The organism is Acetobacter malorum, from assembly GCF_002153605.1.
Lineage (GTDB): Bacteria > Pseudomonadota > Alphaproteobacteria > Acetobacterales > Acetobacteraceae > Acetobacter > Acetobacter malorum_A.
The window spans coordinates 25,794-52,628 of sequence record NZ_JOPG01000011.1; the positions used below are offsets into that span (position 1 = coordinate 25,794).

A 26,835-nucleotide genomic window follows, 5' to 3' on the forward strand; every position below is an offset into this window, starting at 1 on the left:
TGCCTCACAGTCCAAGTTCATCGCCACGGTCGAGCGATGCCTGCCGGGCGACACCGCGCATAAGATCGTTCATCCGGTTGTTGCGGGGCGCGATGTCGTCGAATTCATCGACTGGATCAGGCGTGAACTCGTTCTCCATCGGCTCTTTCTTTTCGACAGTGCCTTCGCCCAGTTCCGGCTGACGGCGTTGGGCGGACTGGTTCGGATCTTCTTCCTCATCGTCCATCATTGGCGTTTCAGTCGCCGCATCTGGCGCCGGCGGTCTGGGTGGAAGGGGACGGCCGCTCCAGTCGTCCGGGCATCCCTCCTTCGGACGTGTAGGCTTCGGCGGCGGCAGAATACGCTCCTGAAAGCGGCTATCCTCGAAATAGCGGGCCTTCTTCGCGCGGATCGGATACAGCCCGGAGACCATGACAATCTCGCCTGCTGGCGAAAGCTGCATGATCTCGCCTGCCGTCAGCAGCGGGCGGGCGGTTTCCGAGCGCGAGACCATCAAATGGCCGAGCCAGGGCGAAAGCCTGTGGCCCGCATAGTTCTTCATTGCCTTCATCTCGGTGGCGGTGCCGAGCGCGTCCGAGACACGTTTCGCGGTCCGCTCATCATTGGTGGCGAAGCTCACCCGGACATGGCAGTTGTCGAGGATCGAATTGTTCGGCCCGTAGGCCCGTTCGATCTGGTTGAGGGATTGGGCGATCAGGAAGCTTTTGATCCGGTAGCCCGCCATGAAGGCCAGCGCCGATTCAAAGAAGTCCAGTCGCCCGAGGGCGGGGAATTCGTCGAGCATCAGCAGGAGCCGCCGCCGCTGTGCCGCCGCATCAAGATCTTCTGTCAGGCGTCGCCCGATCTGGTTCAGCACCAGACGGATCAGCGGCTTGGTCCGGCTGATGTCCGACGGCGGCACGGTCAGATAGAGCGTCACCGGGCGATCACCATCAACGATGTCGGATATCCGCCATTCGCAGCGCCGCGTCACCTCCGCAACCACGGGATCGCGATAGAGGCCGAGGAAGGACATGGCGGTGGACAGCACGCCCGATCGCTCGTTGGGAGACTTGTTCAGCAGTTCACGCGCGGCCGAGGCCACGACGGGATGCGCGCCGGCATCGCCAAGATGCTTTGTCCGCATCATAGCCGACAGCGTTGTGGCAATCGGGCGCTTCGGGTCCGACAGGAAATTGGCGACACCGGCCAGGGTCTTGTCAGGCTCGGCGTAGAGCACGTGCAGGATGGCACCGACCAGCAGGGAGTGCGAGGTCTTCTCCCAGTGGTTGCGCTTCTCCAGACTGCCTTCCGGGTCCACGAGGATGTCGGCGACGTTCTGGGCGTCCCGAACCTCCCATTCTCCTCGTCGGATCTCCAGCAGCGGGTTATAGGCAGCGGAGGTCGCATTGGTTGGATCGAACAGCACGACGCGCCCGAAACGAGAGCGAAATCCCGCCGTCAGCTCCCAGTTCTCACCCTTGATGTCATGGACGATCGCCGAACCGGGCCAGGTCAGGAGTGTGGGAATGACCATGCCGACACCCTTGCCGCTTCGCGTCGGTGCGAAGGTCAGGACGTGCTCCGGCCCGTCATGCCGCAGATAGGCTTTGCGATACCGGCCCAGCACCACCCCGTCCGGGCCAAGTAGTCTGGCCTGGGCGATTTCATCCGGCCCTGCCCAGCGCGCCGATCCATAGGTCTCGATCTTCTTTGCCTCGCGGGCACGATGAACGGACAGAGCCACGGCAGCGGCGAAGGCCAGCACACCGCCCGACCCTGCGATCCAGGCTCCGCGCGCAAAAATCTGCGGGGCATAGGCGTCAAAAGCATACCACCACCAGAAAAACAGCGGCGGCGCATAGACCGGCCAGCGGTGAAACAGCACGAACCAGGGCCGCCCGAGTTCGGGCTGGAAGCCCAGCTCCCAGGCCGTCCACTGGGTAGCGCCCCACCAGGACAGGAGGATCATGGACAGGACCACCGCGACCTGTCCCCATTGAATACGTGTTCCGGGCTGTTCCATCTGCACTCTCCGAACCATCGGAGAAACAGCGGACAGCCGTCATTTCGGAGCGTGCAAGCGCATTGTTGCCCCGATCGCCCCCGGTCGTTCAGGAGCGAAAAAATACTTGCAGGGTGCGGCAGTCTCTCGAATTCTTTCAGAATACGCGCACGGCCTGCATTAAGGAGTCGGATTTTGGGAAGGCGGGTTATTCGTACCGTAGCGTCTCACGCGCAGCAAGATATCAAGGCGGCAGTTGCACGCCAAGGCGTCGAAGAAGATCAGCGGATACTTGACGGCGTGATCGACGCAATGAGCGAATTGCATAAGCAACTGGGCTTTCTAAGCGACGAATTCTCGAACCTTTAACCTGTCATCGTATTTCGCTATTATTCCTGTCACATAGCATCTACAGGAAGACGGCTATTTCCTTATATTCGACACAAAATTCGTGTGATCCTTGGGATTACTCAAAAAGCTCCAAGACGTATGCGCACACCGTATGTGCCGAATGTATTGCAAGCCTTGCATGACGCGGCTTGATTGTAATGTTCTGAAACTGTTCTTCCGATCTCCCATGCGCACTGCTTTTGGCATTACGCAGATGTGCAATGCCATCAACGATACTGTACAAACCTGATGCAATCCTCTTGAGGTCTTTATTATCCCAATCGGCTGGCCTCAGCCCAATCACGTCTGCTGCCGATTTCCAGAGTTCCGCAAGCGTATCAGTTGTATTATAGGCCTTTCGTTTGTGATCAAGATACGCCTTAAGCACAGCCTCAAGAACATTCCCGGCATATTGGGCTGCAGCATGCGGATCTTGTTCGATCTGCGAAAGTGCCCTCTGAATCTCGATATCAACAGATTTGAGGCCGTATTTCTTGACACTCTCATCAAGCGATATGGTCGATACGGCACCTCCTTTAACAATATTGCCGCCCCGAACATATGTCAGGCCTTCGCGTGTCAGTGTCTCGCGGATACGATCTTTTTCTGCCGCCAATTTCGCAACATGGTCATCAGTGGAATTCAGCCAGAACGTATTCCCAGGTGACTGTTTTTCCAAAAAATCATCCAATATAGAGCCGAGAATTTTCAGCGGTTCATTGGACATTAAATTAATCTGCCTCAGCCATGCCTGAACTTTCGTTGCCTTGCTTCCGTCTGGGATTGGCTCCGGAGCACCCGAGAACAGAAACAACGCATCTATTTCAGCCTGAGTATAACGATCAGGGAAAATCTGACTTAACAACCCAATAATGCTGGTAGGTATTTTTTCTATCACATTCACAGTGTTAATTACTTTTCCGTTTTGTTTTTAATCGAGAGAAAATGCGACCACAAATTTAACCTATATTTCCCTTTTCTGCCAGCATCTGCGCCGGGCTGGCGGCCCGCATGGCAGGATACCTATGCATGGCCCAAACGGACGAGCATTGAATTTACTGGCCTCCCTGCCCCAAATGTAGTAACGTGACTACATTATGATAGGGAGGCGATGACATGAGCATCACCACACTTTCAAGCCGCGAGTTTAACCAGGATACCAGCCGAGCCAAAAAGGCGGCAGCCGACGGACCGGTGTTCATCACCGACAGGGGCAGGACTGCCCACGTCCTCCTCAGCATTGAGGAATACCGGCGATTGACGAACCACCCACGAAAAATCGCGGACGCGCTGGCGATGCCGGGACTGGCAGATATCGAGTTCGACCCACCCCGCGCGAATATCACGCTTCGATCGGCCGATTTTTCTTGATGTTCCTGCTGGACACGAACGTCGTTTCAGAATTGAGAAAGGTCCGCGCCGGAAAGTCCGATCCGAACGTCGCGAAATGGGCCGATAGTGTTGATGCGGAAAGTCTGTACCTCTCCGCCATAACCGTCATGGAACTGGAGACCGGAATCCTGCGTATGGAGCGGCGGGACGAAACGACGGGTATGATCCTGCGGACCTGGCTGGAGCAGCTTGTCCTTCCCGAGTTCGCAGGACGTATCCTGCCGGTTGATGAAACGGTGGCCCTGCGCTGTGCCCGATTGCATGTCCCCGATCCCCGCTCGGAACGTGATGCGCTCATCGCCGCGACCGCGCTGGTTCACGGCAAGACCGTCGTGACCCGCAACGTCGCTGATTTCCTGCCATGCGGCGTTCCCCTGCTGAACCCGTGGGAACCCCAGCCTGACTGACATATCCACGGTTTCACAAACCCAGCCCCCGGTTGCGGGTAAAGCTCCAGTCAACCCCGCCATCACCGCGCGCAACCCCGGACACATGCTGCCCGTGCTGTTTTTCCAGCGAGGGCGTCCAGGGTACAAGCTGGAACTGAAGCCCGTCATCGATCATCGCATAGCGACCCGAGGCCAGCACCATGCGCTGACGATAGCTGCCCGTGACGTAATCTCCCGATGCCGACTGGCTGAATGTCCGGCCAGTCTCGGTGGCCAGCCGATCTCCGACTTCCCGGACCTCGCAGTCCCTGAGTGTCCCGATCAGGTTGCGCGCCAGCACCACTCCCTGTGCGCGGCGCTCGGCGAGGCCCTGTTCGATCAACTGCTCCGCGCGTCGCTCCATCGCCTCACGCACTTCGGCGCCGAAGCCCACCTGCCCCAATGCGACAGGATCACGCGCCACGGCCTGCCGGTCCAGCCAGGTGGCCCCGCGCGCCGTCACCTGCTCCTCGATCGACAGATCGGACCGCACAGCCAGCGCCACACGCCGTTGCCCCTTCCTGTCATCGAAGGCGCGCAATTCCACCACCGAACCCATCGCCCCGTCCCCCGTTGCATCGAGATCGGGGAAACGGACATGATGGGTGCGACCATCCACCCCGTCGATGACGGCGTAGGCCGTGCCTTTCAGTTCATCGTCCAGACCGCGATCAACCAGCCTGCCGAGGACGGGAACATCTAGGCTTTCACCCGCCAACACATAGCTCGACGTGCTCCGCTCGATGCCGCGCTCAGCCAGCGAACGGTGGATGCGCTTGATGATGTCGCCGCGTTCGCCCAGTTCGCGCAACGTCGCCTCGGCGGACTCATCCAGCATCCATTGTCCCTGTCCGGCCTGATGGGCGAGACCAAGCCCCTCCAGCCGACGCAGGCGCCCGACCTTCAGGGCCTCGAACGGATCAGGCTGCCGATCCGGCGCTGGCGCCATGTCGATGATGCCGTTGCGGTCCGCGTCGCGGGCCAGTTGCCGGTCGAGCTGGGTCCAGTGCTCGGCATCGACCTGGCGTTCGAGGGCGCGATGGATTTCGACGTCATTACGCAGCCCGAGTTCCTGCGTCACCAGATCCTGGGCGCGGGCGCGCAGGCCCTCGCGGATGTAATCGCGGGAGATCACGAGGTCACTGCCATCCTCAGCCACGCCGCGCACGAGGATGTGGACATGGGGGTGCTGGGTGTTCCAGTGGTCTACCCCCACCCAATCCAGCTTCGTGCCGAGGTCTTTTTCCATCTGCCCGACCAGTTCGCGGGCATAGCCCTTGAGGTCGGCCATGTCCGGCGCGTCCTCAGGCGAGACGATGAAACGGAAATGATGGCGGTCGTCCTCGCAGCGTTCGGCGAACGCCCTTGGGTCAGCATCGTCGATGCCGGGACCAAAGAGCCGCGCCTTCTCGCCGTCCTTCGTCACCCCTTCCCGACGTAGGTAGCGAAGATGAGCGGCGAGAGGCGCCTTGCGCCCGCTATGACGCACGACACGAGCCTTGACGGTGACGCGGCGGGCACGGCTGGTCAGCAGGCGATTGGCTCTGGCTGCCGCGACACGGCCACGCCCGAAGGACGAACGGGAACCACCGCCATTGCGGCCCGATCGGAACCCGCCACCTCCGGCACGCTGGGCCGAGGCGAGGGCCTGGGCGACGAAGGGCTTGAGCCGCTGGGCGCGTGGTGAGCGGATGCGACCCAGACGGGGCTGGAAATCATTCTCGCGCGCCATCGGCCCCTCCAATGTGCGAAAAAGGCAGGGGCAACAAAGAAAAACAGGGTCGGCAAACATTGCCTGAGAGGGAGAAACATTGCCGGGAGAACGAAAAAACACAGGAAAACCAACACCCCAACCGAGGCGCAATGTGCGCCCTTTTATCTCGCCTCTCATTCCCCATGCCCCAAAGTGCCTGTTCCACCCTACCAGCACCCAATCCGCGATGCTGGTGCCTGCTCCAATGGCCGTGCGCGAACCACTGCAAACCGGCAAGGGAAAGGATGCGTGAACGCGTATTCATGGCGTTGCCACCGATGCGGAAGAAGCGACAAAAAGCCCATCGGAAAGCGGCCTGACAGGTGCAAGACCATGCGCGATGATGTCACTTCGAACATCCTTCGACGGCAGCTTCATTGCAACCGGAACGCCTTTCCTCGCGTCGTCCGATTGCATGACGAAAATCGGTGCACGGGTCCAGAACAGCGGATCAGGATGCGAAACCGGCAGCAACGATTCAGCACCGCCCTGACCGATCAGGGACAGCAATCCGGCGACATAGGCGCGCGTTTCGGGTGGCAGCGGACGTTGCCGATCACGGTAGTCCTCATAGCGCCCCGGCCCGGCGTTATAGGCTGCCAGGAAACCCGGCAAGCCGTAACGATCGTGCATCTCGCGCAGGAACGCAGCGCCCGCGAGGATGTTGTCATGCACATCGAACGGATCGCGTCCCAGCCCGTAACGGGTACGAAGGTCGCTCCAGGTCGCGGGCATGATCTGCATGAGGCCGAGCGCGCCTTTCGATGAAATCGCGCCAATATCACCACCGCTCTCAGCGCTCATGACGGCCCGTATCCATGTGGCGGGAATGTTGAAGCGCTGCACGGCTTCAGCGATCACGGCAGCATAAGGATCGGTGTCAGCGGGCGCTGGAACCGATGCTGCCCGTGACGGATCGATGACGCCCGATACACCGATTGCAATGACACCAACAGCGAGGAAAACCGTGCGTCGCATGGTCTCATTCCCCGCGTTCGACACGCCGTGACGGACGCGTCCAGTTCAGCACCCAGACCGCACGCTCCCCACCGGCACGGAAGAGATTGGCACGGATCGGCTGTGCAAAGGCGGGGTCGTCGAGGGCTACGGCGATGTATTCACCAGCCCTCTCGCCGGTGCGTTTCCAGCCAGCACCAACCTCCGGGCCATCGGCATCGGTGAGATGGATGCGGTAATCCGGGGCATGTTCGGCGTCGGAAAACTCGGCCGGAACGAGAAGGATATCCTGCGCCACGGTGAGGGTGCGGATGCGCCCGGCAAAACCGGTTTTCGTGCGCGTGAAAAGACCGATCTGTGCCATTTCATTGCCCTTTCGGGGACGGATTGAAGGTCACGGTGACAGGCTGCCTGCTCCCGGACAGAAGCCAGACCGGGGTGGCGCGACCGATGACGGTGGACAGGGGCAACAGGCCAAAATACCGACCGTCGAGACTGCGTGGCTCGGCCGGGTTCATGACGAAGAGCTGGTCTGGAGCGAGGTGCTGGCACCCCTGCCAGACGGGCAATGGACGGCCCCGGTGATCGAGGGATTGCGCATCGCCTGCGAATTTTCCGTCGATGGTGACGCGCTGCCCGGTACGGCACACGGACTGCCCCGCGACAGCCGCTACGGGCTTGAGCAGGGGAACAGCGAGAGGAAGGTAACCGCGCGTTGCAAGCAGCCTCGCCTCGCGCTCGGGCAGGCGGACAGCGACCAGATCACCGACATGCGGCGCGGGAACCGGGTGCAATCGGTAGAGCCCGACGGGCACGCTCGCCGTCTCGTTCCAGATCAGGCGTGGCGCAGGATGAACGACCATCGACGCGCCAACACCGAGCACGGCGAAATAGGTCGCAAAGAACCAGCCACGCCGGGTCATGACATCACCTGCCGCCGCTTGAGCCATGCTGAATGCTGCTCGCGCGTATAGGCACGCGGCTCATGTCCGGCCGTGATGCGATGGTGCAGATGCCGCCAGTATTCGGGCGCCGCATCCGCCGGATCGAGACCCAGCGCCTCAATGGCGTCGACCACCCGAAGCACATGTTCGACCCGTGGCCAGCTATCGACACGCAGGAGGATTTCGCCGCCGGGACGCACGAACGGCAAAGTCTGGAACACTTCGCCAGCCCTGACCGCGCGCACGATATCCAGCCGGGAGACGGTGATACCGAGGTCATTGGACGCCCAGCGCACAAAGGCGAAAACACTTCCTGGCGCAAAACTGGAAATGCGACGGCGGTCATCAAGTATCTGCTCGTCGCTGCAATGCCCGAAGCGCAGCCAGTGTTCGATGCGCCTGTCGATCCAGGTCAGTTCGACATGCGTCAGTGCCGCCGGATGCCGATGGGAGATGGGAGGATGCCGGGTCATGGCCCGTCTCCCGGCCCCGTGAAGGGGGCAATGGACGGGCAAGAGGGGTTATCCGCAGAACGGCGCTTCCCATCAACATAAGAGTTAGAGTCTAAGTTAGATAAGTTAAGGGCCGGAATCGCCGTTTCAGGCCAAAGACTTAGCTGGGGTTTGTGCGTGTGAAGTCCCGATAGTCCTGCGTGTGATGTCCCGATAGTGGATGCGTGTGATGTCCTGATACTATTCACATAATTATCCACAGGATGTGTGGATAAGTCGGTTGGCAGGATGCGCAACAACTCGCGCACGCCGGCACGCTCAATGCTCAGGCGATAGCCTGGCAAGGGCTGGCTGGCGGCGGCACGCCGGATCTGGATGGCAAAGTCCGAGGGACGCATCAGGCTGCCGGATTTCTGGTGCAGATGCCCGATCTCGAAAGTCCAGCCGGTAGGTTGGCGACCCGCGTGTTTGCGGGCCACGCGGTAAAGCCAGCGCTCGATGCCGCCCGTCAGCCGGAAATAGGCCGGGTCGATGGCCAGCACCAGCGACCGGTCGATCACGCCACGATAGAGCCATTCCGGAATGACGATCTCGACACCAGCGGCGCGACCGTTGCGGCTGGCGCAGATTTCCCACTCGGTAATCCAGGAAAACTGCTGCCGTCGCCAGTTCTGGCCGTGGCGGATCGTGGTGGCGACCACGGTGGACTGGAGCCGGGCAAGTGCCGCCCTGAGGAGCCCATAATCCCGCGCCCCGGTCTGTCGGCCAATACCGGTGAGCAACTGGTAGGGGGTGAAGCGCAGGAAGCGTGACGTTGTAAGGCCGAGATTTTCCGCCTCGACAATCTGGCTGGCAGCCCAGATCAGCACGTCAGCGTCCCAGATCGTCGCCATGCCGTGCTCGGGCATCCCGAACACCTCGACGCGCGTGTCCCCTGCCGCGTAGAGGATTGGCGTCGTGCGCTTCGTTTTGGACAGCGAGAAAAACGGTCGCTCCATCAGATCGCGCTGGTCGCGCGGGCTGATCTCGCCACTGGCGACAACGAACGGCAGGAGCCTGCTGCGCTCGCTGGCCGTGAGGGTATGACGGGCCTGCATGTCCATCCTCCCCTCACCGGCGATCAAGGCCGGCGGAGCGGGCCTCGTCATAATTCGGATCAGACGTGGACCGGCAGGCGCTGGCGGCAGCCCAGGCGTCGAGGTCGTCGATCAGGTAGACGACACGACCGCCAAGCTTGCGGAAGGTCGGGCCACTGCCATGGCAGCGGTATTTCTCCAGCGTGCGGGGAGAAAGGCCAAGAATCTGCGCGGCCTGATGTGTGCGCAGGTAGCGCGCCGGTGACGGCGCGTGTCTGTCGAGCATGGTATACCTCCATCTGGTCTCGAAGCGCCGCGGGGATGGTGCGGCGGATCGGGATGACGGTGGCGGAGAAAGCGGGCGTTGGGGGTGGACGAAGATTTTTCGAGGTCAGTGTCCACCCCCGCGCGTCGGAGCGTATGCAGGAGGTGCCGGGCGGAGCCGGACGTGAAGCAGCGTGAGGAAAATGGGGGAAAGCAGCGGGAAGGAGCGAAAACCGGCTATGTTATCGCCCGCGTAAAAAATCCAGATAGCCGCCGCTGACCCGGTTCCGGGCGTCAAGAAGCAGGCGCTCCGCATGGCGACGCGCCGCCGTGTTGCGCCATTCGACCGCCGGTAAAGCGGCCTGCCATGAACGATTGACCGCGATGGCGATATCACGGGTGGTGCCGCCCGCTTCGTGAATATCGAAGGCGAGCAGGAGCTGCATCTGCCGCGCGCGCTGCAGCGGCGTGAGTTGAAGAGCGCGCGGAAGCAGGCCAACGCGCTGACCGCGCTGCCTGCGAAAGAAACGCAGCGCCACGTCGAGACGCAGTTCGGCGGCGTCATCCATCGGCAGAAGCACAGCGGGGCGACCGATGGCCAGCGGGTTCAGAAGCCGGAGGTAAAGATCGCCCGTCGCATCGCCGATCACCAGCCACGTGTCGTCTTCCGCATCATGACGGGCCAGGATGGTTCCGAGCACCGCCGGATTGATCGGGGTCACAATGGCGAAATCCGGTGGCGCGGGTGTGAGGATCAGCGTGGCCGGTGAAACCTCGGGCCGCCAGACCATGCGCCCCTGAGGAGCGGGCTTATCGGGCGCATGGACAAAAACAGAGCCCCCAGCGTTGGGCGAACGCCGCGCACTCGGCAGCGGAATCCACGCCCCGGCGGCCAAGCCGCCGTTGCAGACGGGCATAATCGCGGCGATAGGTGGTGTTACGGCGGAGAAATTCGACGGCGAAACCGGAGCGGTCCAGACGGCTGATATGGTCGCGCAGTTCCGGTGAACGCCAGAAGGATGTGGGCATACGGGCCTCCCTGTCTGTCCCCCATGCGGCAAAAGGGGGAGATTCCATCAGCCAGATCGGAAACGGGAGTGCATAGACCCTGATTTCTTATCAGGGAGAGAAGCGCAGGGCCGATGCGCGAGCCGGGGCGAAGCCCGGCTATTGCAGGCGCGGTTGCAACAGATGCTGGAAACCGGCTTCGGTCATCCAGCGCGCCCGTGCCAGATGCCTGTCATGAACAGCCTTCGCACGCACCGGTTCACGAACCGGATCAATTTCGAACAGCACGGCAACGACTTCGCGCCAGTCCGCCCCTTCTTCTTCCGCAACCAGAAGGCGCAGGTAGAGCCCGAGATGCGCTTCGTCGTAGGCGTTCACCCGTACGGTGAGAGGGGGATGGTCGAGGAAAGACGGGTCGGTCATGGCGGCTCCTCATGATACCGCTGCCAGATCGGTTCGATAACAAAGATCGGGATTGCTGACCGGCCTGGCTCGCACGCCCCGCCAGAAATCAGCGCACGCAAGGGGAAAAGAACGACATGAACGGAGCGGATCAGGAGAAATCCGCTCAGCCACGTCCCCGACCCTGCCGCGTCTGGATATCGGAAGTCTCGTTTAGAAACATGACGCCGCGTCCCTGTCCGGACTCGATGAACAGAATGCCCGCCGCTTCCAGCGCGCGACGGACCTGATCGATTGTGCCCTCATGAACGCCCAGACCGCGTTCGGATTCAAGGCGCTTGAGCGCGGTCAATGCTACGAGGGCCTTTTCAGCGAGCCTTTCCTGTGTCCAGTTCAGAAGTGCCCGTGCCGCCCTTACCTGTCGGCCAGTGATCATCCGCGATCACATCCGACACGCAAGGCCTGCACACCAGAAATACGACTATAATAGTCGCATTGTGAATATTCAACGTCGTTCTTTCCGGACGATAGGAAAAAGGAATCGGCGTCCACGCACCATTCAGGCGGCTCCAGTCCTGTCGGACAAGACCGTCGGGCTGACCAGAAAAAAGCCCCCGTCAGGCGGGGGGCTCGGCATCGCGTCGGGCAAGCGCTTCTTTGAGTTCGCGCTCGATCTGCCGGCGCTCGCGCCGGCTGAGGTGAAAGCTGGTCAGTTCGGCGCACAGCATCTGGATGTGGTCGTATAGCGTGGTCATCGTCCTGCTCCTTTCGTTTCTCGAAGACAGGACGCACGGCTCATGCCGGGGCGGACCGGGTCAAGGATCGCCGCAGGCGACCGGCTCGCCGGCGCGTGGGGGAGCCGATTTTGTTCGGCGTGCCCGGCACGGGTGCGTCGGGCAAAATTGGGGGGACCACGCGTCCTTGACGCGGTTCGCCCTCGCGCATGGTACAATGGGAAGGCTAAGGGAAAGCCTCGTGTTCCTCCTGCGTCCCACGTGGGGCGACCAGGATTGCCACCCACACCCCGGAAAAGCACGTGGAAAAAAAGACCCGGAAGGCCCCGCCCGGGGAGACCGGGCGGGGTTGGGTGTGGGAGGGTCAGTCCCCGTTCCGGCTGCGGGGCCGGGTCCAGATCAGGGAGTAGCCCTCGCCGTCCTCGTCGGTGAACAGGTTTGCGAAGATCGGGGCGGCGAAAGAGGGATCATCCAGCTTCAGGCTCAGATAGGTGCGCCCTTCGCTGGAGCGGCGGGTCCAGGCCGCACCGAGTTCAATCCTGCCCAGATAGACGCGGTAGTTGGGGGCGTTGTCGTTGGGACGGTTGGTTTCGGCCACCAGCCGGACGTTGCGGGCCTGCAGGGCCAGGGTGACGATTTCGCCTTCGAAGCCTTCGCCCACCTTCTTGAAGGAACCGATGTTAGCCATTGTCGTGTCTCCATGCTGTTATCGGGCCGCGACCACCGTGGCCTCGATGGCGATCGACCAGCCGGAGGCGAGCGGCAGAGCACCCTTCAGGGCCGCAGCGCAGCGGAGGACGGCAGGGCCGGAACTTTCTTGTCTCGCGAGGAATGACGGCGCAGCCGTCAGGGGAAGAAAGTTCCGGAACGCCGTTGCGGCCAGCCGATCGAGGCGCAGCCGGTCTTCGGCTAGATCAGCCATCCAACAGAGGCCATGGTGTGCGGACCCGACAGCCCCCCAGGAGAGACGATGCCGGCATGACCGGTCCGACAGGTGGGGAACGTGCGACACAGAAGAATATCGCGCTCGCCCGGTGCGACCGTCTTCCATGCTGGTGACACGGGCTGCGGCCTGACACCCGCCCCCGACTGCCACGTCCCTGCTGCGAACGGTTCGGGCCGCATCCTACGGACCCGTCGTTCCAACGAAGGCCTGCCAGCCGGTTGCCCGCTGGACGATCCCTCCTTCGCCGCTGCTGTTTCGACCTGTTCACCGCCGAGGAAGGGGGCCACCGCCTCCCTCATCCATCGTCCCCGCAGTTGGAATGGGGCGAAAGGTCACGCCCCGCACCCGTTCTCTCCGGGTGGGGCCTCCCGGCGCGCGGGCAGTCCCGTTTGCTTCAACCGGAAGCGCGGGCAACGGGGAGCCCGACGGATACTTCTGATCGATCGACGCTCAGCGAAAAATCGTAAGCAGCGATCATCGTTTTCGGGATGTAGTCGAAAGAGACAATGGCGCTTACGCGCCACTATCCTTGCGAAACCTCCAGACCGGGATGCCTATCTGTTTCGCCTTGTCGGCCAGATTATCCTGAATACCGGAACCCGGAAACACCATGACCCCGATGGGCAGGACTTTCAGCAGGGCGTCGTTGCGCCGGAACGGGGCGGCCTTGCCGTGCCGGTTCCAGTCAGGTTTGAAGGCAATCTGCGCGACATCACGATGATCGGCCCAGCGGGAAGCGATGAATTCCGCTCCCTTGGGCGAGCCACCATGCAGCAACACCATATCGGGGTGCTTCTCCCGCACCTTGTCGAGACGGTTCCAGATCAGGTGATGGTCCTCGTAGTCGAGCCCGCCGGTGACCGCGACCTTCGGTCCGGGGGGCACGAGCAATTCGGTTTCGGCCTTGCGGCGGGCGTTGAGGAAATCGCGGCTGTCGATCATCGACGCCGTCAGGGTGCTGCGGCTGACCAGCGAACCGGAACGTGGCCGCCAGGGCGACATCGTCAGGCGTTCGAACTGGTCGCAGGCCAGGTCGCGGAAGATCTCGTAAGCATTGCGTCGCTCCAGCAGGGTCAGGCCCTCGGCGATGAGGCGCTCCAGTTCCACCGAGCGGATCTCGCTGCCATCCTGCTCCTGCTGGCTGCGTTTCTGCGCCACCTCGTTGCGGTCAAGATCACGCTCTACCTGCCCGACCATGCGGTGAAAGACGTTGACCGTGGACCAGAGCAACGGTTCGAGATCGGGTTCCAGCCGCGTGTCCGTCAGAGTGGCTGACAGGGCGTCGAAGATATCGGCAACCGCGCCCTCGATCTGGCTGGCGTCGGGCAGCGGCCTCGCGTCCGGCTCGTCCTCAAACGGACGGTGGCCGTAAAGCTGAAGTTCCGTCAGCACATGGGCGGTGGAAGAGGTAGCGTGGGCGGGTTCGAAATCGTCCTGTGTGCGGGTCATGGGTCTGTCCTCCGGTTCTGGCCGCGCCCCTCGCGGCCTTTCCGGGGGCGGATAGCGGCAGACGAGGGCCGGGCCGGAACCGCGCAACGCGCGGCCGGAACGCAGTGGAGGATGGCAGGGAGACGGCTATTTTGCTTCGCGATGCAAAGCGCGGCACGCGCGGCGGAAAATAGCCGTCTCCGCCATTGCAGGCCCGGTCTGGCTGACGCCCGCTCCCCTTCCTGAAAGGCCGCGGGCGCGCCCCATCAGGAAATGGGACAGCCCCCGCACGGCAGGAAACGACGATGACCCTCCTCCCTTTCCCGGCCCGCCTCAGTGCGTGACCGGATGCAGGAACCGCACCACGTCCTGCGGGGCAAGCTGGGGATGCAGGATCGCCCGCATCGCCCCACGCCCGAGATAGCGGAGATCATCGTTGAAATCTGCCAGACGCGGTGACAGCACAAGGCATTCGATCCCGGCCTCCTGCGTCCGGGCCTGCAGGGTCATCACCGCATGATCCCCGGCCGGATCATCATCGCGCAGCACGTAGAGGCGGCGCAACGTGAACGGAAACATCAGGGCGGCGAGATGCGCCGAGGACAGGCAGGCGGCCAGTGGCAGAGCGGGCATGATCTCATGGAGCGACAGCGCCGTCTCGATCCCCTCGCCCGCGGCCAGAACGTCGGACACCATGCCAAAGCGTACGGCGTGGCCGAGCAGGTCACCCGTCGCCCGACGGGGCATGGCGACGGGGGCCTTGCCTTTTCCGTCCCGCGCCAGCCAGGTACGATGAATACCGGTGACGCGGCCATTCAGATCGGTGACAGCGGCGATCAGCGCGGGCCATGTCTCAGTCGGACTATCGGCATCGACGCGATAGTAGCAATCCGAGTGGAAACGCAGGGACGACAGGTCCGTCAGGCGGGTCAGGTCACGATGCCGCAGCCAGGTTTCCGCCCGTGTGCCCGCAATCGGGCGGGACATGGACCAGAGCCGACGTGCGGCGTCTGCGGTGCCAGATGCCTGCCCCGAAGTATCGTGGCTGAACGCATGGGAACGGCCGCGATCAGGGGCCGATCGTGGCTCGGACTGCGGCAGACAGAGAAAGCGCCGGGCCTCGTCGGCGACATCACGAAAATCCAGCAGCCCGAGGCTTTCACGGATGATGTCGAGCAGATCGCCATGCTGTCCCGTCGCGCCATCCGTCCATTTCCCCGCGCGACCACGCCCGTCCGGTCCACCATGCAGGCGGACATAGAGCGACCGCCCCGGGGTGTTATGAACATCCCCGACCAGCCAGTAATTGCCGTGCCGTCGCCCGGCCGAGAGGTAATGGCGACAGACCGCCTCGGCGTTCTCGGCCAGCCTGCGGGCCAGATCGCCAGCACCCCATGATTGCGTATCTGTCATCTCACCCTCCCTGCAGGCTTGATGCCGCCATGATTCCCCCGTAACGGCAGAGGCAACGGGCACAGGCCCGAATGCAAAAGGATAGTTTCATGAAGATTGCCGATCTGGTCGATCATATCGCCACCACCACCGACACGAGCAAGACCGATACCCGCAAGGTGCTGGACGCCCTGATCGAGGCGATGACCACTGCCGCCAAGGCCGGTGATGAAATCACCCTGCCAAACTTCGGCAAGTTCAAGGTCAGGGAAGTCGCCGCCCGCGAAGGCCGCAACCCGGCCACGGGAGCGACCATCCAGATCGCGGCCTCGCGCAAGCTGGCCTTCACGCCCGCCAAGGCGCTCAAGGACAACCTGAACGACTGACCTGCCGACAGGCAAAAGGCGGCGGACCTCGTCCGCCGCCCCTTCCCCATCATGCCACTTTCTGATGATGGGCGCGTTCATCCGACCTTCTCCATCAGCTTGCGTGCCCTGCCCTCCAGATCCAGTCGTGTGTCCTGGTTGGTCTTCGTACGGGCCAACGCCGTAATTCCCTGTACGAAATCGAACACGCTCTCGGGCTTGCGTCCCTCCTCGTTCAGCACTGTTTCGATGATCCTGGTGGTTTCCGGTTTGGAGAACCCACGACGACGCAGGAAACTTTCCCGATCTTCGTCGGTTTTTGCCACCAGCGCTCGACGCGAGGCCTGAATGCCCGAGACAAACGACGCCGGGCTAGCCGTGGCGAAATTCCGCAGGGCCGGTGTGGCCTGATGCACGAAACGCGAGGCCGCGAACTTGCTATGCCGGATCGTGATCTGTTCGAAATTTTCTACGCCCCACAAAAGGCGGTTTTGACACACCCCACGCAGATAGAATGACGCAATGCCGAGGCTCTTGCTGCCAACTTCGGAATTCCAGGCATAGAAGCCCCGGAAATAGAGATCGGGATCGCCGTTGGGCAGACGCCCGGCTTCGATCGGGTGTGTATCATCCACAAGGAACAGGAACACGTCCCTGTCTGACGCATACAGCGTCGTAGTTTCCTTGGTGATATCCACATACGGATTATGGGTCATGGTGGCCCAGTCGATCACACCCGGCACCTTCCAGTTGGTATCACCTGTGCCGTTACCGGCAATTTTCCGCACCGCACCGACCAGTTCATGGTCCCAGATGCGGCCGTAATCGGGGCCGGTCACGGCGCGCAGTTCTACGCGTCCGTCCTCGGTTTCTAGCGTCTTGACCAGCTCGGCCCGGTGCGACAGCAGCCCGTGCTGCAGATTGATCGCCGCCAGTGGGGCCGGCAGGTTACGCAGGTACGACGATGGCGCGCCGACCAGGCTGCACATCTGGCCAAACGACCAGTGCGTGGGCGCAACCGGGTCATTCTGCCCCGGCACGGTCAGGGTCAGGCGCTCGGCATTGTCGCGCGAGGCCTCGACGCGAATGGCGCGGCTTTCCACCGTACGGGCGGTGGCCCGATCCGCCCGCGCCAGTGTGGCGGCATGCAGGTCGGACAGCGACAGGTAGCGCTCGTCATCGGGCCGCGAGAACCATTCGGACGAGACGCGGGCGCTACGCTCCCCACGCGAAGGATCGATCCGGAAGCTGCCGGACGCGGCGCCACGGGACGCAGGGGGCAGGATGGTGGTTGTGGTCATGGAAAACTCTCCTCTATGCCGGTTATTCGGCACCCAAGGCGAAGCCGCCCTCTCCCTCTTTCCGGGACACCGGACATGAAAAAAGCGGCTTCCGGTCACCGGAAGCCGCTGTCTCAAAGTTCCTAGATCTCATAAGGGCTACTCGGCGGCGATGGCCTCCATACCCTCGTCCACCGTTGCCGTTTCAACCGACACCTGCTCTGCACCACCTGTCGTGCGCAACGCTTCGGGCAGCCAGCCCGAACCATCGAGCAGCCGCTCGGCCTCGCGCGCCATGTCGGGCTTCTTCAGGTGGGCAATACGGTCAGCCGCCTCGTCACCGCGTGCTTCCCGCACCGCCTGCAGGATGCGGGCCTTGGTGACGCGCCCGAGATAGTTCTCGACCGTGGGCTGCCAGCCTGCCTCCACCAGATCGAGGCTGAGGGCAGATGCCAGACGGTCTGCACGCTTGAGACGTTCGGTGACGCTGCGCTGGGACACCGCGCCATAGGCGGGCATGCGCTCGTAGAGCGCGTTGATGCCGAAGGACAGGCAATGCGCTAGCAGTGCCATGCGGCTGGCATCGTCCAGCCCGTCGATCCAGCACCACAGCGCATCCTCGTCCTCGGGCAGATCGTGCTTCCAGCCCTCGTTGCGCTGGCGCAGCGCGTGGACTGGCAGGCTGCCCGGCATGTCGGGCGAATGGACCGGCAGCGGGATTTCCCGGACATAGGCTTCAAGGCAATCCGCACCCGGCGTCTGCCAGTAAACATCACGCACCAGCGTATGCAGGAATTCAGTCAGGGCGATATGCGGGTTGCTGGCAAACGCGTCCCGAAGGGCCAGCGTGCGCCAGGCCGTCAGTTCGGTGAGCAACCGGTCTGGCAGCGGCTTGATCCCGTCTTCCTCCTCGGGTTCGACGTCGGGAGAGATACCGTCGCCCTCCCCATCCTCATCATAGCCATGGCCTGTGGTATCGTCGTCGTGCTGATCATGCGGATGATGACCGTATTCATCGGCGCTGCCCGCATCATCGGTCTCTTCGGGCTCGGCCGGCATGTCCTCGGGCAGGACGAAGCCCCGCTCCACCTGCAGCGTGCCATCACTGTCGAGGCTGACGAACGCCCCCGCCCGCGCCATGTCAGCGGAATCGAACGTCAGGGGCCGTTCTTCCAGGGCAAGAATGGCCTGTTCGATCTCGCCCAGCCGCGCCTCGACCTCGTCCGGATATTCATCGGCCTGGGCGTATTCAGCCTCGATACTTTCCTGCTCGGTATGAAGGGCCTCGAGACGGGCCGTCTCTTCATCGGTCAGGGGCACTTCCGTGCCATCGATCTCGACGAACTGCCGTGTGTGACCCCATGGGAAAGATAGGGCCGTCTCGACCCATTTCCAGCCCTCGGCGCGGATATCCTCTGCGGCTGCATGCAATTTTTCCATGACCAGCCGGTCCACAATAGCCGGATCCTGCAGCCAGCCGCCGTCATCGGCCTCGAACAGGTCGCGCATGACGTGGCCACCCGCTACGATATAGGCCTCCAGCCCGACGAAACGGGCACGGGCATCCGAAACCCGCACGGTCTTCTCCGTCAGCATGCGGCGAATGACATAGGGTTCACGGTTATGGCTCTGGGACACGATGTCCCAGACCTGTTCCTGGCGGGCGTGGTCATCGCTGATGGAAAAGGCCATCAACTGCTCCAGCTTCATGCCATCCTGCTCATAGATATCCAGCAGCGTGTCGGAAACGGTCATCAGCCGCAAACGCTGTTTAACCACGGCCGGTGCGACAAAGAACGCTGCGGCGATTTCCTCTTCAGACATGCCTTTTTCCAGCATGTCACGGAAGGCACGAAACTGATCCAGCGGGTGCAGGGCCACGCGCTGGACGTTTTCGGCCAGGGAGTCGTCCTCGGCGAGAATGGCCGATCCGGCCTCGCGCACCACGCACGGTACCGAGGCCGTCTTTGCCAGCTTCTTCTGCTTCACCAGCAGTTCGAGGGCACGGAAGCGCCGGCCGCCAGCGGGCACTTCATAGGTGCCGGTCTCGGTTCCTTCGTCATTCAAAACGGGACGGACATTCAGGCTCTGCAGCAGCCCGCGGCGCTCGATGTCGCGGGCCAGTTCCTCGATCGACAGGCCGGACTTCACGCGCCTCACGTTGGACTGGGACAGCGCCAGCCGGTTGAACGGGATGTCACGGGACGAACTCAGGCTGATTTTGGGAATAGCGGTCGCCATGGCGAAAACTCCATGACGGGCGGACAGGAGACTCTCTCCCATCCTCTCAACCCGTCACGAAAATCCGCGCAGCCCTCTGACTCTAAAAGCTCCGGACACGCCCAAAATCCGCAGCCTTTTCCCGGCAGGAAACGACAGCAATGGCGAATGTCTGGAATTGAGAAGAAATCAGAGAAACCGGGCAATGTAAAAGAAAAGCACGACCAGGTTTTAATTATGGATTTCGAAACAAATACTTAAACGACCAAAGAAGGTAAAGCAGCGAATTCGATAAAATCCTGCAGATATCGAACCTCTTCATCAGTTTCGCGGTAACCAAGAAATATCTGCTTTGCAATGCCCTTTTTACCAAGCTTGACCGGGTAAAGGTCAAAGCGTGGTGTATACTCTTCCACAAGCCAGCGTGGAAGTGCTGCAACGCCCCTTCCATGTGCCACCATCACCAGCATGATATCCGTAGTTTCAATCTGTTTCTGCTGCCGCGGACCAATACCGGCAGGCTGCAGAAACTGCGTATAGATATCCAGCCGCTCGGACAGAACGGGATAGGTGATCAATGTTTCGCCAGCAAGCTGTTCCGGCAGGACGAACTTCTCATTCCGCAGAGGGTGTTCAGGGCCAACGGCCAGAACGAGTTCATAATCGAATACCGGTGTGAATTTCAGGCCGGGTTTGTAAAGCGGATCAGGGGTGACCACGATGTCAATCTCATTGCTGAACAACGCGCCAATACCGCCAAACTGGAACTTCTGCCGTACATCCACGTCAACTTTGGGCCATCGCTCCAGATACGGAGAGACGACTTTCAGAAGCCATTGATAGCAGGGATGACACTCCATGCCGATGCGGAGTGTACCACGTCCGCCATTTGCGAACTGTTCAAGGCGGCTTTCCGCCAGCTCGAATTGAGGAAGCAGGCGGTTCGCCAGAGCAAGCAGCCATTCGCCTGCCTGATTGAGCACAAGGGAGCGTCCCTCCCGCCGCCATATCTTTACGCCAAGCTGCTGTTCAATCTTGCGGATGGCGTGACTGAGCGCCGGCTGGGTCAGGTTCAGACGCATCCCTGCGGCCGTCAATGAGCCTTCTCGCGCGACTTCCCGAATAATTGTCAGATGATTGCGCTCCAGAACACCCATGGCTTACCTCTCGTAATGCACCAAATTTATATAATCATAAAAATATATCATTTCAGTTCACTTCCATAAATTTTTATCATGATGGCTTACATGATTCTTTCGGATAGTTTTCCATGATCCCGACCGATAATCGTGGCCTCCTGTGCTTTGACTCTGAATACAAATTCGATCTCCTGCATAAGACATGCACGGAAAGAGCCGTTTCCCTGCAACTGACATGACAGACAGACTGAACGGATTGGTGTCGGAACAACGGATCGGTAACCTGCTGTCGTGCAGCCGCGACATGCCGACACCTGCGCTTTCCTTTGAATTCATCCCGCCAAGAACAGAACCTATGGAGCAGCGGTTATGGCAGTGCATCCGGCGCCTTGCACCGCTTTCGCCCCACTTTGTGTCCGTGACCTATGGTGCGGGCGGAAGCACTCAGGCCAGCACTTATGCTACGGTGTTGCGCCTCAGGCGTGAGACTGACCTCGTACCGGCTGCCCATCTGACATGTGTCGGCGCGACGCGGGAGGAAGTCGATGCTGTCGCCCGCAGGTATTGGGAAGCAGGGGTGAAGCACATCGTGGCACTGCGCGGCGATCCGCCTGCCGGCGCGGTCGGCTACACGCCCCATCCGGGTGGTTACGCCTATGCCAGCGATCTTGTCCCAGGGCTGCGTCGCATCGCCGATTTTGACATCTCCGTCGCTGCCTACCCGGAAACGCATCCGGCGGCCCTGAGCCCTGAAGCCGATCTCGACAACCTCAAACGCAAGCTCGATGCGGGGGCAACACGCGCCATCACGCAGTATTTCTTTGATGCTTCGACCTGTCTGCGCTTCCTTGAGCGGTGTCAGTCCGCTGGTATCACCGCGCCCATCATTCCGGGCATCATGCCGGTCTCGAATTACGAGCATGTGGCACGCTTCTCGACGCTCTGCGGGGTCACGGTGCCGGTCTGGCTCACGCGTCTTTTTGAAGACACCGACGGAAACCTGGAACTCCGGCGCATTGTCGCCAGTATCGTGGCGGTGGAACAGATCCGGACCTTGCAAACCAACGGTATCAACGAATTTCATATCTCCACGCTGAATCGCGCGGACCCGACTTTTGCAATCGCCCATATCCTCGGACTGCGGACGACCGGCCGTTGCATGTCGGATAATGTGGCAGATTATTCGGAACAGGAAGAGACAACCGATGAACGAGAAGCCGAGACAGAGTCTGACACCCCCGGACGGGCAGAAGAAGGTGCTTCTCCATTCATGCTGCGCACCATGTTCGGGTGAGGTGATGGAGGCGATGATAGCATCGGGCATCGACTACACGATCTTCTTCTACACCCCGAACATCCACCCCGAGCGGGAGTATCTCCTCCGGAAGGACGAGAATATCCGCTTTGCCGACAAGCATGGCGTTCCATTTGTCGACGCCGACTATGACAAGGACGACTGGTTCGCCCGGGCAAAAGGCATGGAGTGGGAGCCCGAACGTGGTGTGCGCTGCACCATGTGCTTCGACATGCGCTTCGAGCGGACCGCCCTCTACGCCCATGAGCATGATTTCCCGGTCATGACCAGTTCGCTCGGCATTTCACGATGGAAGAACATGGCGCAGATCAACGAATGCGGGCAACGCGCCGTGTCTCCCTATGACGGGCTGTCCTACTGGGATTTCAACTGGCGCAAAGGGGGAGGGTCCGCGCGGATGATCGAGATCAGCAAGCAGGAACGCTTCTACCAGCAGGAATATTGCGGCTGCGCCTATTCGCTGCGGGATACCAATGCGCATCGTCGCAGCCAGGGCCGCCCGGCGATCGAACTTGGCAAGCTGTATTATGGGACGAACGATGACGCCTCATAGCACGCCGCAGGACGAGGAAACGTTTTCCGACACCTCGACGATTATGCCCCCCCTGAACGAGCAGGCCCGTCATGGAACCGGTCCATCCCTGACCTGCGACGATCCGGAGAACGACAATCCTGATGATGAAAGTCCGTTCGGATGCCCATGTTGCATGGTGCCCTGGTTTCGTTGAGCCGGATGAAATGCGGCTCAGGCTTTGACGCACACCATGCCACAGACCCTTGCCGCAGACATCATGCGCTATCTTCAAAGGCCTGATCGCCAGGTACTGTCCAAAGGAGAACAGATATCCCGTTTTGTCGATTTCCTCTCGGAAACTCACAAAATGATCGACTGCCGACGGGAAGAGTATCGAAAGCGTTTGCGCCGGTTCGGTCATGTCCTCAGTGCTGCCTGGCCCATGACAGGTATGGCAAGAGATGTCGAACGCCTGATTACAGCGATGGAGGACATCTGCACACGCCCCTCACGCCTGCCAGGCTTCAGAGCGCGCTGCGCATTTCCAGTCGGGAACGCATCCAATGAACCCGCGAGGGGAAACTCCGACCGATCGCAACCAAGGTCCTAAAGGACCGGGGCACTTCTCGCTGGCGTTGCATAGCGCGGAAGATGTTACGAGAGTGTTGACGTCCCTGGAAATTCTGGCGTCATGGAGGACATGAAGCGCCTCCTGCTTGCCCGAGGGAGAGCGCATCGACATGGTTGTCTCTACCTCTCTCCCTCTTTCGGAATCCACTTGCGGCAGTCTGTCAGGCGGAAAGTTCTCTGCGAACGATTTCCGCACCCGCGCCCAGAGCATGGAGCTTGCCCCGCGCCACGTCACGCGGCAAAGGTGCCATGCCGCAGTTGGTGCAGGGATAAAGCTTGTCGGCGTCGACAAACTGAAGCGCCTTTCGTAGGATATCAGCGACTTTTTCAGGCGTCTCAACCGTGTTGGTGGCCACGTCAATGGCGCCGACCATCACCTTTTTCCCACGAATGAGTTCGATCAGATCCATCGGCACGCGAGAGTTCTGACACTCCAGGGAAATCAGGTCGATATTGGATTTCTGGAGCTTGGGGAAAATCTCTTCATACTGCCGCCACTCTTCCCCAAGAGCATTTTTCCAGTCGATATTGGCTTTGATGCCATAGCCGTAGCAGATATGGACGGCGGTTTCACACTTGAGGCCTTCGATGGCCTTTTCCAGTGTGGCGATGCCCCAATCATTCACCTCATCAAAGAAAACATTGAAGGCAGGTTCATCGAACTGGATGATATCGACGCCAGCGGCTTCCAGTTCCCTCGCTTCCTGATTGAGGATTTTGGCAAATTCCCACGCCAGTTTTTCGCGGCTTTTGTAGTGACCGTCGTAGAGCGTGTCGATCATGGTCATGGGGCCAGGGAGCGCCCACTTGATCGGCTTCTTCGTCAACGAGCGTAAAAACGTCGCATCCTCGACAAAGACGGGCTTCTCACGCGTCACGGCGCCGACGACGGACGGCACGCTCGCATCGTAGCGGTTGCGAATTCTGACCGTCTGACGGTTATCAAAGTCGACACCGCTGAGGTGTTCGATGAACGTCGTGACGAAATGTTGGCGCGTCTGTTCGCCATCGCTGACGATATCGATGCCGGCCCGGTCCTGATCGTCCAGGGTCAGACGCAACGCATCCTGTTTACCTTCTACAAGTTCCTCGCCCTGCAATTTCCAGGGCGACCAAAGCTTCTCGGGCTCGGCGAGCCATGACGGCTTGGGCAGGCTACCAGCCGTTGATGTGGGGAGCAGTGTTTTCATGAAAGATGACCCTGTATTCTGATTGATCAGGCGGCGTAGCTGGCGGACCACTGCTCAAGAGCATGGTGATAGGGTTCGATGAAATTTTCTTCCGTATACTTGCCCTGCGCGGTCGCCAGCTGGGTACGCTCCTCCCGATCGTAGACAATGCGAGTGTTTGAATAATCCTGATGCTTCAGGCTTGGCTTATAACAGTCCGCTGCCGCAGCATTAGCGTTGTAGATTTCCGGACGGTAGATTTTCTGGAAGGACTCCATCGTGCTGATAGTGCTGATAAGCTCAAGCGTGGAGTAATCAGAGAGAAGATCACCGAAGAAATAGAAGGCCAGAGGTGCCGCACTGTTCTTGGGCATGAAATAACGAACCTCCATCCCCATTTTTTTGAAATATTGATCGGTCAGGGAAAATTCGCGCTGTTCAAATTCAACACCCAGAACAGGGTGCTGATTTTCTGTCCGATGATAGGTTCGGTTGGTTGAGACACTAAGGCATATGACCGGAAGCTTTTTGAAATTCTTCTTGTAGGCAGTCGAATTCACAACGCTCTTGAAGAGATTGCCATGCAGATCCCCGTAATTGTGGGGAACGCTGAACTCCGTCTTGTCTTTGTTGTAGTTCGGCAGCAACACGCTGAAATCGTAGTCTCGGACATATGACGAGAAACTGTTCCCAGCGAGACCTTCTATGCGCTTGTTGTGCTTTTGATCGACAATCGTTGTGTAAAGAACTTCGATCAGCGGAAAGCTGTCGTTCTTGCCGGCAAAGGCAAGGTCCATCTCAATGGAAACGATTTCAAGTTCGACGGAGTAGCGATCCCCCATGGAGTTGTCCCAATGCGCCAGGCCATTGAAACGATTGTCAATCATCCTGAGCACGTTGCGCAGGTTTTTCTGACGGCTTTCTCCTCTTGCCAGATTGGCGAAATTGGTCGTGAGACGCGTTCTGTCGGATGGATGATAATTCTCATCGAAGCGAATGCGCTTTATTTCAAATGCAGTTTCCCTGATCATTGAAGCCTTCATCATGTCTGCAGTTAAGAGCCTTACCCGTCTTATGCCGGAAGACTCCATTGAACAGAAATGATTTGATTTCATCAAACCATAAATATCATTCATGGAACGATGTGATCAGGGTCACACCGAAAATGGATAAGTTCAGAGACCGACCTGCCCGCCTTCATCTGACTGCGGAGCAGGTCAATGACTTGAGAGGCGCAGACGTGCTTCTGCCAAACCGCCCCGATGAGATAAAAGAAGTCATCAGGGAAAGAGGCTGCGACAGCAACCAGATCAGGTTATCGCTTGCAGAACGCAATATCACAGCCTGTATTCCGCCGGCGAAGAAACGGAAATCAAAACGACCTTACAATTGGCATCTGTATAAAAAGCGCCATCCGATCGAAAACATGCGTGCAAAGCGGAAAGACTGGCGAAGGAAGGCGACACGATACGACCGCTGCACTCATACATTCATTGTTCGCAATCCACATCGCAGCAAGCGTCATCTTCTACCTCAAAGAATGAATGCTGAGCCTAATCACGACTCCCGTGAACAAGCAGATTCGCCTCGCACCTGCCCTGCAAGGAGTTAGACACATTGATATACGTCAGCGGCTATTGCTTTCTGAGTTCGAGCCATAACACGTCATAAGTCCCAAGTATCCTGCCAGGGATTCATGAGCAGGAACCACCTGGTTCCCAAATAAAGATTCCACCAAAGACGTTCCATTCCACTCCCTGATTCGATAAAGCGTTGCAAAAACACCCTGGTAACTCTGGGCCCCCTGCCCGAGAACAAGTTCTGAGCCTCGGCGGACGTTGTCCATCATCCAGGCCGGCAACCGCAAGTGATAAGGGTTACGTTTCAATTCTTTCCCGTGACAAAGAAGCGCATCAATAAGATGAGCAACGACCTCTGGAGTGGCACCAACCAGAAGATTTGGGGATTTCATAGGTGCCCAGTATTCAGTTTCCACAACCAGACAGCTCAGCTGAGGGCAGCGTGACAGCGCCGCCATAACCAGCCGGTTCGTACCCACATGCGTACGATTCCAGTCTTCCGCGTGGGGCATAAAAACAATGTCGGGCTTTTCTTTTTGCAGGAGTTCCGCAATCGATCTCACGGCATTAAGCCACCTGCGAGGATTATCACGCGCGGCCGTATCTGTGACATCTGAAAAACCCGTGCCTTCTGGCGCATAAAATGAAAACCCTATGTTGTTACAGGCGTTACGCGCCTCCTCAAGGCGTTCTGACCGTCGACAGAGCAGGCTTCCGGCTGTTACGGCCACGTTCATCACAGAAGCAGACATTTCCCTCATAAGACGAAGCGGTAACGTACCAGTAATGATTTCATCGTCGGGGTGTGGAGAGAACAGGACGCAGCGAGGACCGGACGTAACATGTTGAGTCATCACCGTATGGGCGACGTGCCATTCCTCGCGTTCCGCCGAGGCAAACGTTTCATGTATGGTACGAACATACCGAAGGCACTTTTCAAATGACGACGATTCCATCTTACATCCATCCAAACACACCGCCTGCTGGTGCTGACTATTGAGTAATTTCGCACACAGTCCTCTGCCTTTGGCAAACTATTATATTATAACGTAACAGTTGATTCAGAAAGAGTT

Annotated in this window: 30 protein-coding genes and 1 pseudogene; 7 read left to right on the forward strand and 24 right to left on the reverse strand. The window is 59.9% G+C overall.

The genetic code is table 11. The features are described 5' to 3' along the window. Window positions 1–4: 4 nt before the first annotated feature. A complete protein-coding gene (locus tag HK23_RS05990) occupies window positions 5–2,005 on the reverse strand; it encodes a conjugal transfer protein TraG (protein WP_179193818.1) in 2,001 nt (666 codons plus the stop codon). A 445-nt stretch (window positions 2,006–2,450) separates the two neighbouring features. Then, window positions 2,451–3,278, reverse strand: a complete 828-nt coding sequence (locus HK23_RS05995; protein ID WP_086653273.1) for an abortive infection family protein — start codon at window positions 3,276–3,278, stop codon at window positions 2,451–2,453. Between the two features lie 212 nt (window positions 3,279–3,490). Here HK23_RS05995 and HK23_RS06000 point away from each other — a divergent pair, with 212 nt between their 5' ends. Further along, on the forward strand, window positions 3,491–3,745 hold the full coding sequence (locus HK23_RS06000) for a type II toxin-antitoxin system Phd/YefM family antitoxin (protein ID WP_078527175.1): 255 nt from the start codon (window positions 3,491–3,493) through the stop codon (window positions 3,743–3,745). Further along, window positions 3,745–4,173 carry a type II toxin-antitoxin system VapC family toxin gene (locus HK23_RS06005; protein WP_086653274.1) on the forward strand — a complete coding sequence of 143 codons (429 nt, stop codon included), beginning with the start codon at window positions 3,745–3,747 and terminating at the stop codon, window positions 4,171–4,173. Before HK23_RS06000 ends, HK23_RS06005 begins: the two co-directional genes overlap by 1 nt. A gap of 13 nt (window positions 4,174–4,186) precedes the next feature. On the opposite strand, the gene HK23_RS06010 is transcribed toward HK23_RS06005, so the two are convergent. From HK23_RS06010 to HK23_RS06085, 16 genes are all read right to left on the reverse strand, one after another. Continuing rightward, window positions 4,187–5,926: a relaxase/mobilization nuclease domain-containing protein gene (locus HK23_RS06010; RefSeq protein ID WP_086653275.1), complete on the reverse strand. Its 1,740-nt coding sequence runs from the start codon at window positions 5,924–5,926 to the stop codon at window positions 4,187–4,189. A 282-nt stretch (window positions 5,927–6,208) separates the two neighbouring features. Continuing rightward, window positions 6,209–6,925, reverse strand: a complete 717-nt coding sequence (locus tag HK23_RS06015) for a lytic transglycosylase domain-containing protein (protein ID WP_086653276.1) — start codon at window positions 6,923–6,925, stop codon at window positions 6,209–6,211. 4 nt (window positions 6,926–6,929) lie between these two features. Beyond that, complete coding sequence (locus HK23_RS06020; RefSeq protein WP_039733991.1) at window positions 6,930–7,268, reverse strand: DUF736 domain-containing protein; 339 nt, start codon at window positions 7,266–7,268, stop codon at window positions 6,930–6,932. A 1-nt stretch (window position 7,269) separates the two neighbouring features. Further along, window positions 7,270–7,827, reverse strand: a complete 558-nt coding sequence (locus tag HK23_RS06025) for a S26 family signal peptidase (protein WP_078527167.1) — start codon at window positions 7,825–7,827, stop codon at window positions 7,270–7,272. Continuing rightward, window positions 7,824–8,321 carry a DUF2840 domain-containing protein gene (locus HK23_RS06030; protein ID WP_078527165.1) on the reverse strand — a complete coding sequence of 166 codons (498 nt, stop codon included), beginning with the start codon at window positions 8,319–8,321 and terminating at the stop codon, window positions 7,824–7,826. Before HK23_RS06030 ends, HK23_RS06025 begins: the two co-directional genes overlap by 4 nt. Beyond that, window positions 8,318–9,448 (reverse strand): replication initiator protein A, encoded by a 1,131-nt coding sequence (locus tag HK23_RS06035; RefSeq protein ID WP_462920552.1) that lies wholly within the window; start codon window positions 9,446–9,448, stop codon window positions 8,318–8,320. The genes HK23_RS06030 and HK23_RS06035 overlap by 4 nt, the downstream gene beginning before the upstream one ends. Then, entirely contained in the window at window positions 9,411–9,662 is a 252-nt protein-coding gene (locus HK23_RS06040; protein ID WP_078527163.1) for a helix-turn-helix transcriptional regulator, read from the reverse strand. Before HK23_RS06040 ends, HK23_RS06035 begins: the two co-directional genes overlap by 38 nt. A gap of 220 nt (window positions 9,663–9,882) precedes the next feature. Further along, complete coding sequence (locus tag HK23_RS06045) at window positions 9,883–10,431, reverse strand: DUF2285 domain-containing protein (RefSeq protein WP_230975644.1); 549 nt, start codon at window positions 10,429–10,431, stop codon at window positions 9,883–9,885. A 19-nt stretch (window positions 10,432–10,450) separates the two neighbouring features. After that, a complete protein-coding gene (locus HK23_RS06050) occupies window positions 10,451–10,669 on the reverse strand; it encodes a transcriptional regulator domain-containing protein (protein ID WP_078527161.1) in 219 nt (72 codons plus the stop codon). A 138-nt stretch (window positions 10,670–10,807) separates the two neighbouring features. Beyond that, the gene (locus HK23_RS06055) at window positions 10,808–11,071 is read right to left on the reverse strand and encodes a DUF2285 domain-containing protein (protein ID WP_078527159.1); all 264 of its coding nucleotides are present in this window, start codon (window positions 11,069–11,071) and stop codon (window positions 10,808–10,810) included. Between the two features lie 145 nt (window positions 11,072–11,216). Then, the gene (locus HK23_RS06060; RefSeq protein ID WP_456304736.1) at window positions 11,217–11,402 is read right to left on the reverse strand and encodes an XRE family transcriptional regulator; all 186 of its coding nucleotides are present in this window, start codon (window positions 11,400–11,402) and stop codon (window positions 11,217–11,219) included. 265 nt (window positions 11,403–11,667) lie between these two features. Next, window positions 11,668–11,805: a hypothetical protein gene (locus HK23_RS14510; protein WP_167370233.1), complete on the reverse strand. Its 138-nt coding sequence runs from the start codon at window positions 11,803–11,805 to the stop codon at window positions 11,668–11,670. Window positions 11,806–12,148: 343 nt separating this feature from the next. Further along, a complete protein-coding gene (locus tag HK23_RS06070; protein ID WP_007396851.1) occupies window positions 12,149–12,472 on the reverse strand; it encodes a DUF736 domain-containing protein in 324 nt (107 codons plus the stop codon). Between the two features lie 18 nt (window positions 12,473–12,490). Continuing rightward, window positions 12,491–12,880, reverse strand: a complete 390-nt coding sequence (locus HK23_RS14740) for a hypothetical protein (RefSeq protein WP_256940090.1) — start codon at window positions 12,878–12,880, stop codon at window positions 12,491–12,493. 363 nt (window positions 12,881–13,243) lie between these two features. Continuing rightward, entirely contained in the window at window positions 13,244–14,179 is a 936-nt protein-coding gene (locus HK23_RS06080; protein WP_078527153.1) for a DUF2493 domain-containing protein, read from the reverse strand. Window positions 14,180–14,491: 312 nt separating this feature from the next. Further along, window positions 14,492–15,571, reverse strand: coding sequence for a DUF7146 domain-containing protein (locus HK23_RS06085; protein ID WP_086653277.1), 1,080 nt, complete (start codon window positions 15,569–15,571; stop codon window positions 14,492–14,494). 89 nt (window positions 15,572–15,660) lie between these two features. Here HK23_RS06085 and HK23_RS06090 point away from each other — a divergent pair, with 89 nt between their 5' ends. After that, a complete protein-coding gene (locus HK23_RS06090; protein ID WP_078527149.1) occupies window positions 15,661–15,936 on the forward strand; it encodes an HU family DNA-binding protein in 276 nt (91 codons plus the stop codon). 77 nt (window positions 15,937–16,013) lie between these two features. Here HK23_RS06090 and HK23_RS06095 read toward each other — a convergent pair whose 3' ends face one another. Beyond that, window positions 16,014–17,216: a DUF932 domain-containing protein gene (locus HK23_RS06095; RefSeq protein ID WP_078527147.1), complete on the reverse strand. Its 1,203-nt coding sequence runs from the start codon at window positions 17,214–17,216 to the stop codon at window positions 16,014–16,016. A 138-nt stretch (window positions 17,217–17,354) separates the two neighbouring features. Further along, complete coding sequence (locus HK23_RS06100) at window positions 17,355–19,436, reverse strand: ParB/RepB/Spo0J family partition protein (RefSeq protein ID WP_086653285.1); 2,082 nt, start codon at window positions 19,434–19,436, stop codon at window positions 17,355–17,357. A 12-nt stretch (window positions 19,437–19,448) separates the two neighbouring features. Between HK23_RS06100 and HK23_RS14635 the strand changes: the two genes are divergently transcribed. After that, window positions 19,449–19,676 carry a hypothetical protein gene (locus HK23_RS14635; protein ID WP_218777695.1) on the forward strand — a complete coding sequence of 76 codons (228 nt, stop codon included), beginning with the start codon at window positions 19,449–19,451 and terminating at the stop codon, window positions 19,674–19,676. Here HK23_RS14635 and HK23_RS06105 read toward each other — a convergent pair. Further along, window positions 19,673–20,572 (reverse strand): LysR family transcriptional regulator, encoded by a 900-nt coding sequence (locus tag HK23_RS06105; RefSeq protein ID WP_078527143.1) that lies wholly within the window; start codon window positions 20,570–20,572, stop codon window positions 19,673–19,675. The two genes, HK23_RS14635 and HK23_RS06105, sit on opposite strands and share 4 nt — an antisense overlap. Window positions 20,573–20,789: 217 nt before the next feature. On the opposite strand from HK23_RS06105, the gene metF reads away from it, so the two are divergent. Both metF and HK23_RS06115 read left to right on the forward strand, forming a co-directional pair. Next, window positions 20,790–21,848 carry a methylenetetrahydrofolate reductase [NAD(P)H] gene (gene metF / locus HK23_RS06110; RefSeq protein ID WP_078527141.1) on the forward strand — a complete coding sequence of 353 codons (1,059 nt, stop codon included), beginning with the start codon at window positions 20,790–20,792 and terminating at the stop codon, window positions 21,846–21,848. Window positions 21,849–21,852: 4 nt separating this feature from the next. Beyond that, window positions 21,853–22,422, forward strand: coding sequence for an epoxyqueuosine reductase QueH (locus HK23_RS06115; RefSeq protein WP_236944517.1), 570 nt, complete (start codon window positions 21,853–21,855; stop codon window positions 22,420–22,422). Window positions 22,423–23,174: 752 nt separating this feature from the next. On the opposite strand, the gene HK23_RS06120 is transcribed toward HK23_RS06115, so the two are convergent. Together HK23_RS06120 and HK23_RS06125 are read right to left on the reverse strand one after the other, a co-directional pair. Next, window positions 23,175–24,203, reverse strand: a complete 1,029-nt coding sequence (locus tag HK23_RS06120) for a methionine synthase (protein WP_078527137.1) — start codon at window positions 24,201–24,203, stop codon at window positions 23,175–23,177. A 26-nt stretch (window positions 24,204–24,229) separates the two neighbouring features. Beyond that, window positions 24,230–25,213: a DUF1852 domain-containing protein gene (locus HK23_RS06125; RefSeq protein WP_078528166.1), complete on the reverse strand. Its 984-nt coding sequence runs from the start codon at window positions 25,211–25,213 to the stop codon at window positions 24,230–24,232. Window positions 25,214–25,524: 311 nt separating this feature from the next. On the opposite strand from HK23_RS06125, the pseudogene HK23_RS14890 reads away from it, so the two are divergent. After that, window positions 25,525–25,726: pseudogene (locus HK23_RS14890) on the forward strand (IS5/IS1182 family transposase); the annotation flags it as partial. 83 nt (window positions 25,727–25,809) lie between these two features. Here HK23_RS14890 and HK23_RS06130 read toward each other — a convergent pair. Continuing rightward, a complete protein-coding gene (locus HK23_RS06130; protein ID WP_078527135.1) occupies window positions 25,810–26,718 on the reverse strand; it encodes a PIG-L deacetylase family protein in 909 nt (302 codons plus the stop codon). Window positions 26,719–26,835: the final 117 nt, after the last annotated feature.

Coding starts and splice junctions, on each gene's coding strand:
- HK23_RS06115 (WP_236944517.1), top strand. CDS start 21,853: ATGGAGGCGATGATAGCATCGGGCATCGACTACACGATCTTCTTCTAC.
- HK23_RS06010 (WP_086653275.1), bottom strand. CDS start 5,926: ATGGCGCGCGAGAATGATTTCCAGCCCCGTCTGGGTCGCATCCGCTCA.
- HK23_RS06080 (WP_078527153.1), bottom strand. CDS start 14,179: ATGACCCGCACACAGGACGATTTCGAACCCGCCCACGCTACCTCTTCC.
- HK23_RS06050 (WP_078527161.1), bottom strand. CDS start 10,669: ATGCCCACATCCTTCTGGCGTTCACCGGAACTGCGCGACCATATCAGC.
- HK23_RS06005 (WP_086653274.1), top strand. CDS start 3,745: ATGTTCCTGCTGGACACGAACGTCGTTTCAGAATTGAGAAAGGTCCGC.
- HK23_RS14635 (WP_218777695.1), top strand. CDS start 19,449: ATGACGGGCGGACAGGAGACTCTCTCCCATCCTCTCAACCCGTCACGA.
- HK23_RS06020 (WP_039733991.1), bottom strand. CDS start 7,268: ATGGCACAGATCGGTCTTTTCACGCGCACGAAAACCGGTTTTGCCGGG.
- HK23_RS06105 (WP_078527143.1), bottom strand. CDS start 20,572: ATGGGTGTTCTGGAGCGCAATCATCTGACAATTATTCGGGAAGTCGCG.
- HK23_RS06025 (WP_078527167.1), bottom strand. CDS start 7,827: ATGACCCGGCGTGGCTGGTTCTTTGCGACCTATTTCGCCGTGCTCGGT.
- HK23_RS06045 (WP_230975644.1), bottom strand. CDS start 10,431: ATGGTCTGGCGGCCCGAGGTTTCACCGGCCACGCTGATCCTCACACCC.
- HK23_RS06090 (WP_078527149.1), top strand. CDS start 15,661: ATGAAGATTGCCGATCTGGTCGATCATATCGCCACCACCACCGACACG.
- HK23_RS06030 (WP_078527165.1), bottom strand. CDS start 8,321: ATGACCCGGCATCCTCCCATCTCCCATCGGCATCCGGCGGCACTGACG.
- HK23_RS06055 (WP_078527159.1), bottom strand. CDS start 11,071: ATGACCGACCCGTCTTTCCTCGACCATCCCCCTCTCACCGTACGGGTG.
- metF (WP_078527141.1), top strand. CDS start 20,790: ATGACAGACAGACTGAACGGATTGGTGTCGGAACAACGGATCGGTAAC.
- HK23_RS14510 (WP_167370233.1), bottom strand. CDS start 11,805: ATGACCACGCTATACGACCACATCCAGATGCTGTGCGCCGAACTGACC.
- HK23_RS06040 (WP_078527163.1), bottom strand. CDS start 9,662: ATGCTCGACAGACACGCGCCGTCACCGGCGCGCTACCTGCGCACACAT.
- HK23_RS06095 (WP_078527147.1), bottom strand. CDS start 17,216: ATGACCACAACCACCATCCTGCCCCCTGCGTCCCGTGGCGCCGCGTCC.
- HK23_RS06130 (WP_078527135.1), bottom strand. CDS start 26,718: ATGGAATCGTCGTCATTTGAAAAGTGCCTTCGGTATGTTCGTACCATA.
- HK23_RS05990 (WP_179193818.1), bottom strand. CDS start 2,005: ATGGAACAGCCCGGAACACGTATTCAATGGGGACAGGTCGCGGTGGTC.
- HK23_RS06125 (WP_078528166.1), bottom strand. CDS start 25,213: ATGATCAGGGAAACTGCATTTGAAATAAAGCGCATTCGCTTCGATGAG.
- HK23_RS06035 (WP_462920552.1), bottom strand. CDS start 9,448: ATGACGAGGCCCGCTCCGCCGGCCTTGATCGCCGGTGAGGGGAGGATG.
- HK23_RS06015 (WP_086653276.1), bottom strand. CDS start 6,925: ATGCGACGCACGGTTTTCCTCGCTGTTGGTGTCATTGCAATCGGTGTA.
- HK23_RS06070 (WP_007396851.1), bottom strand. CDS start 12,472: ATGGCTAACATCGGTTCCTTCAAGAAGGTGGGCGAAGGCTTCGAAGGC.
- HK23_RS06100 (WP_086653285.1), bottom strand. CDS start 19,436: ATGGCGACCGCTATTCCCAAAATCAGCCTGAGTTCGTCCCGTGACATC.
- HK23_RS06120 (WP_078527137.1), bottom strand. CDS start 24,203: ATGAAAACACTGCTCCCCACATCAACGGCTGGTAGCCTGCCCAAGCCG.
- HK23_RS06000 (WP_078527175.1), top strand. CDS start 3,491: ATGAGCATCACCACACTTTCAAGCCGCGAGTTTAACCAGGATACCAGC.
- HK23_RS06085 (WP_086653277.1), bottom strand. CDS start 15,571: ATGACAGATACGCAATCATGGGGTGCTGGCGATCTGGCCCGCAGGCTG.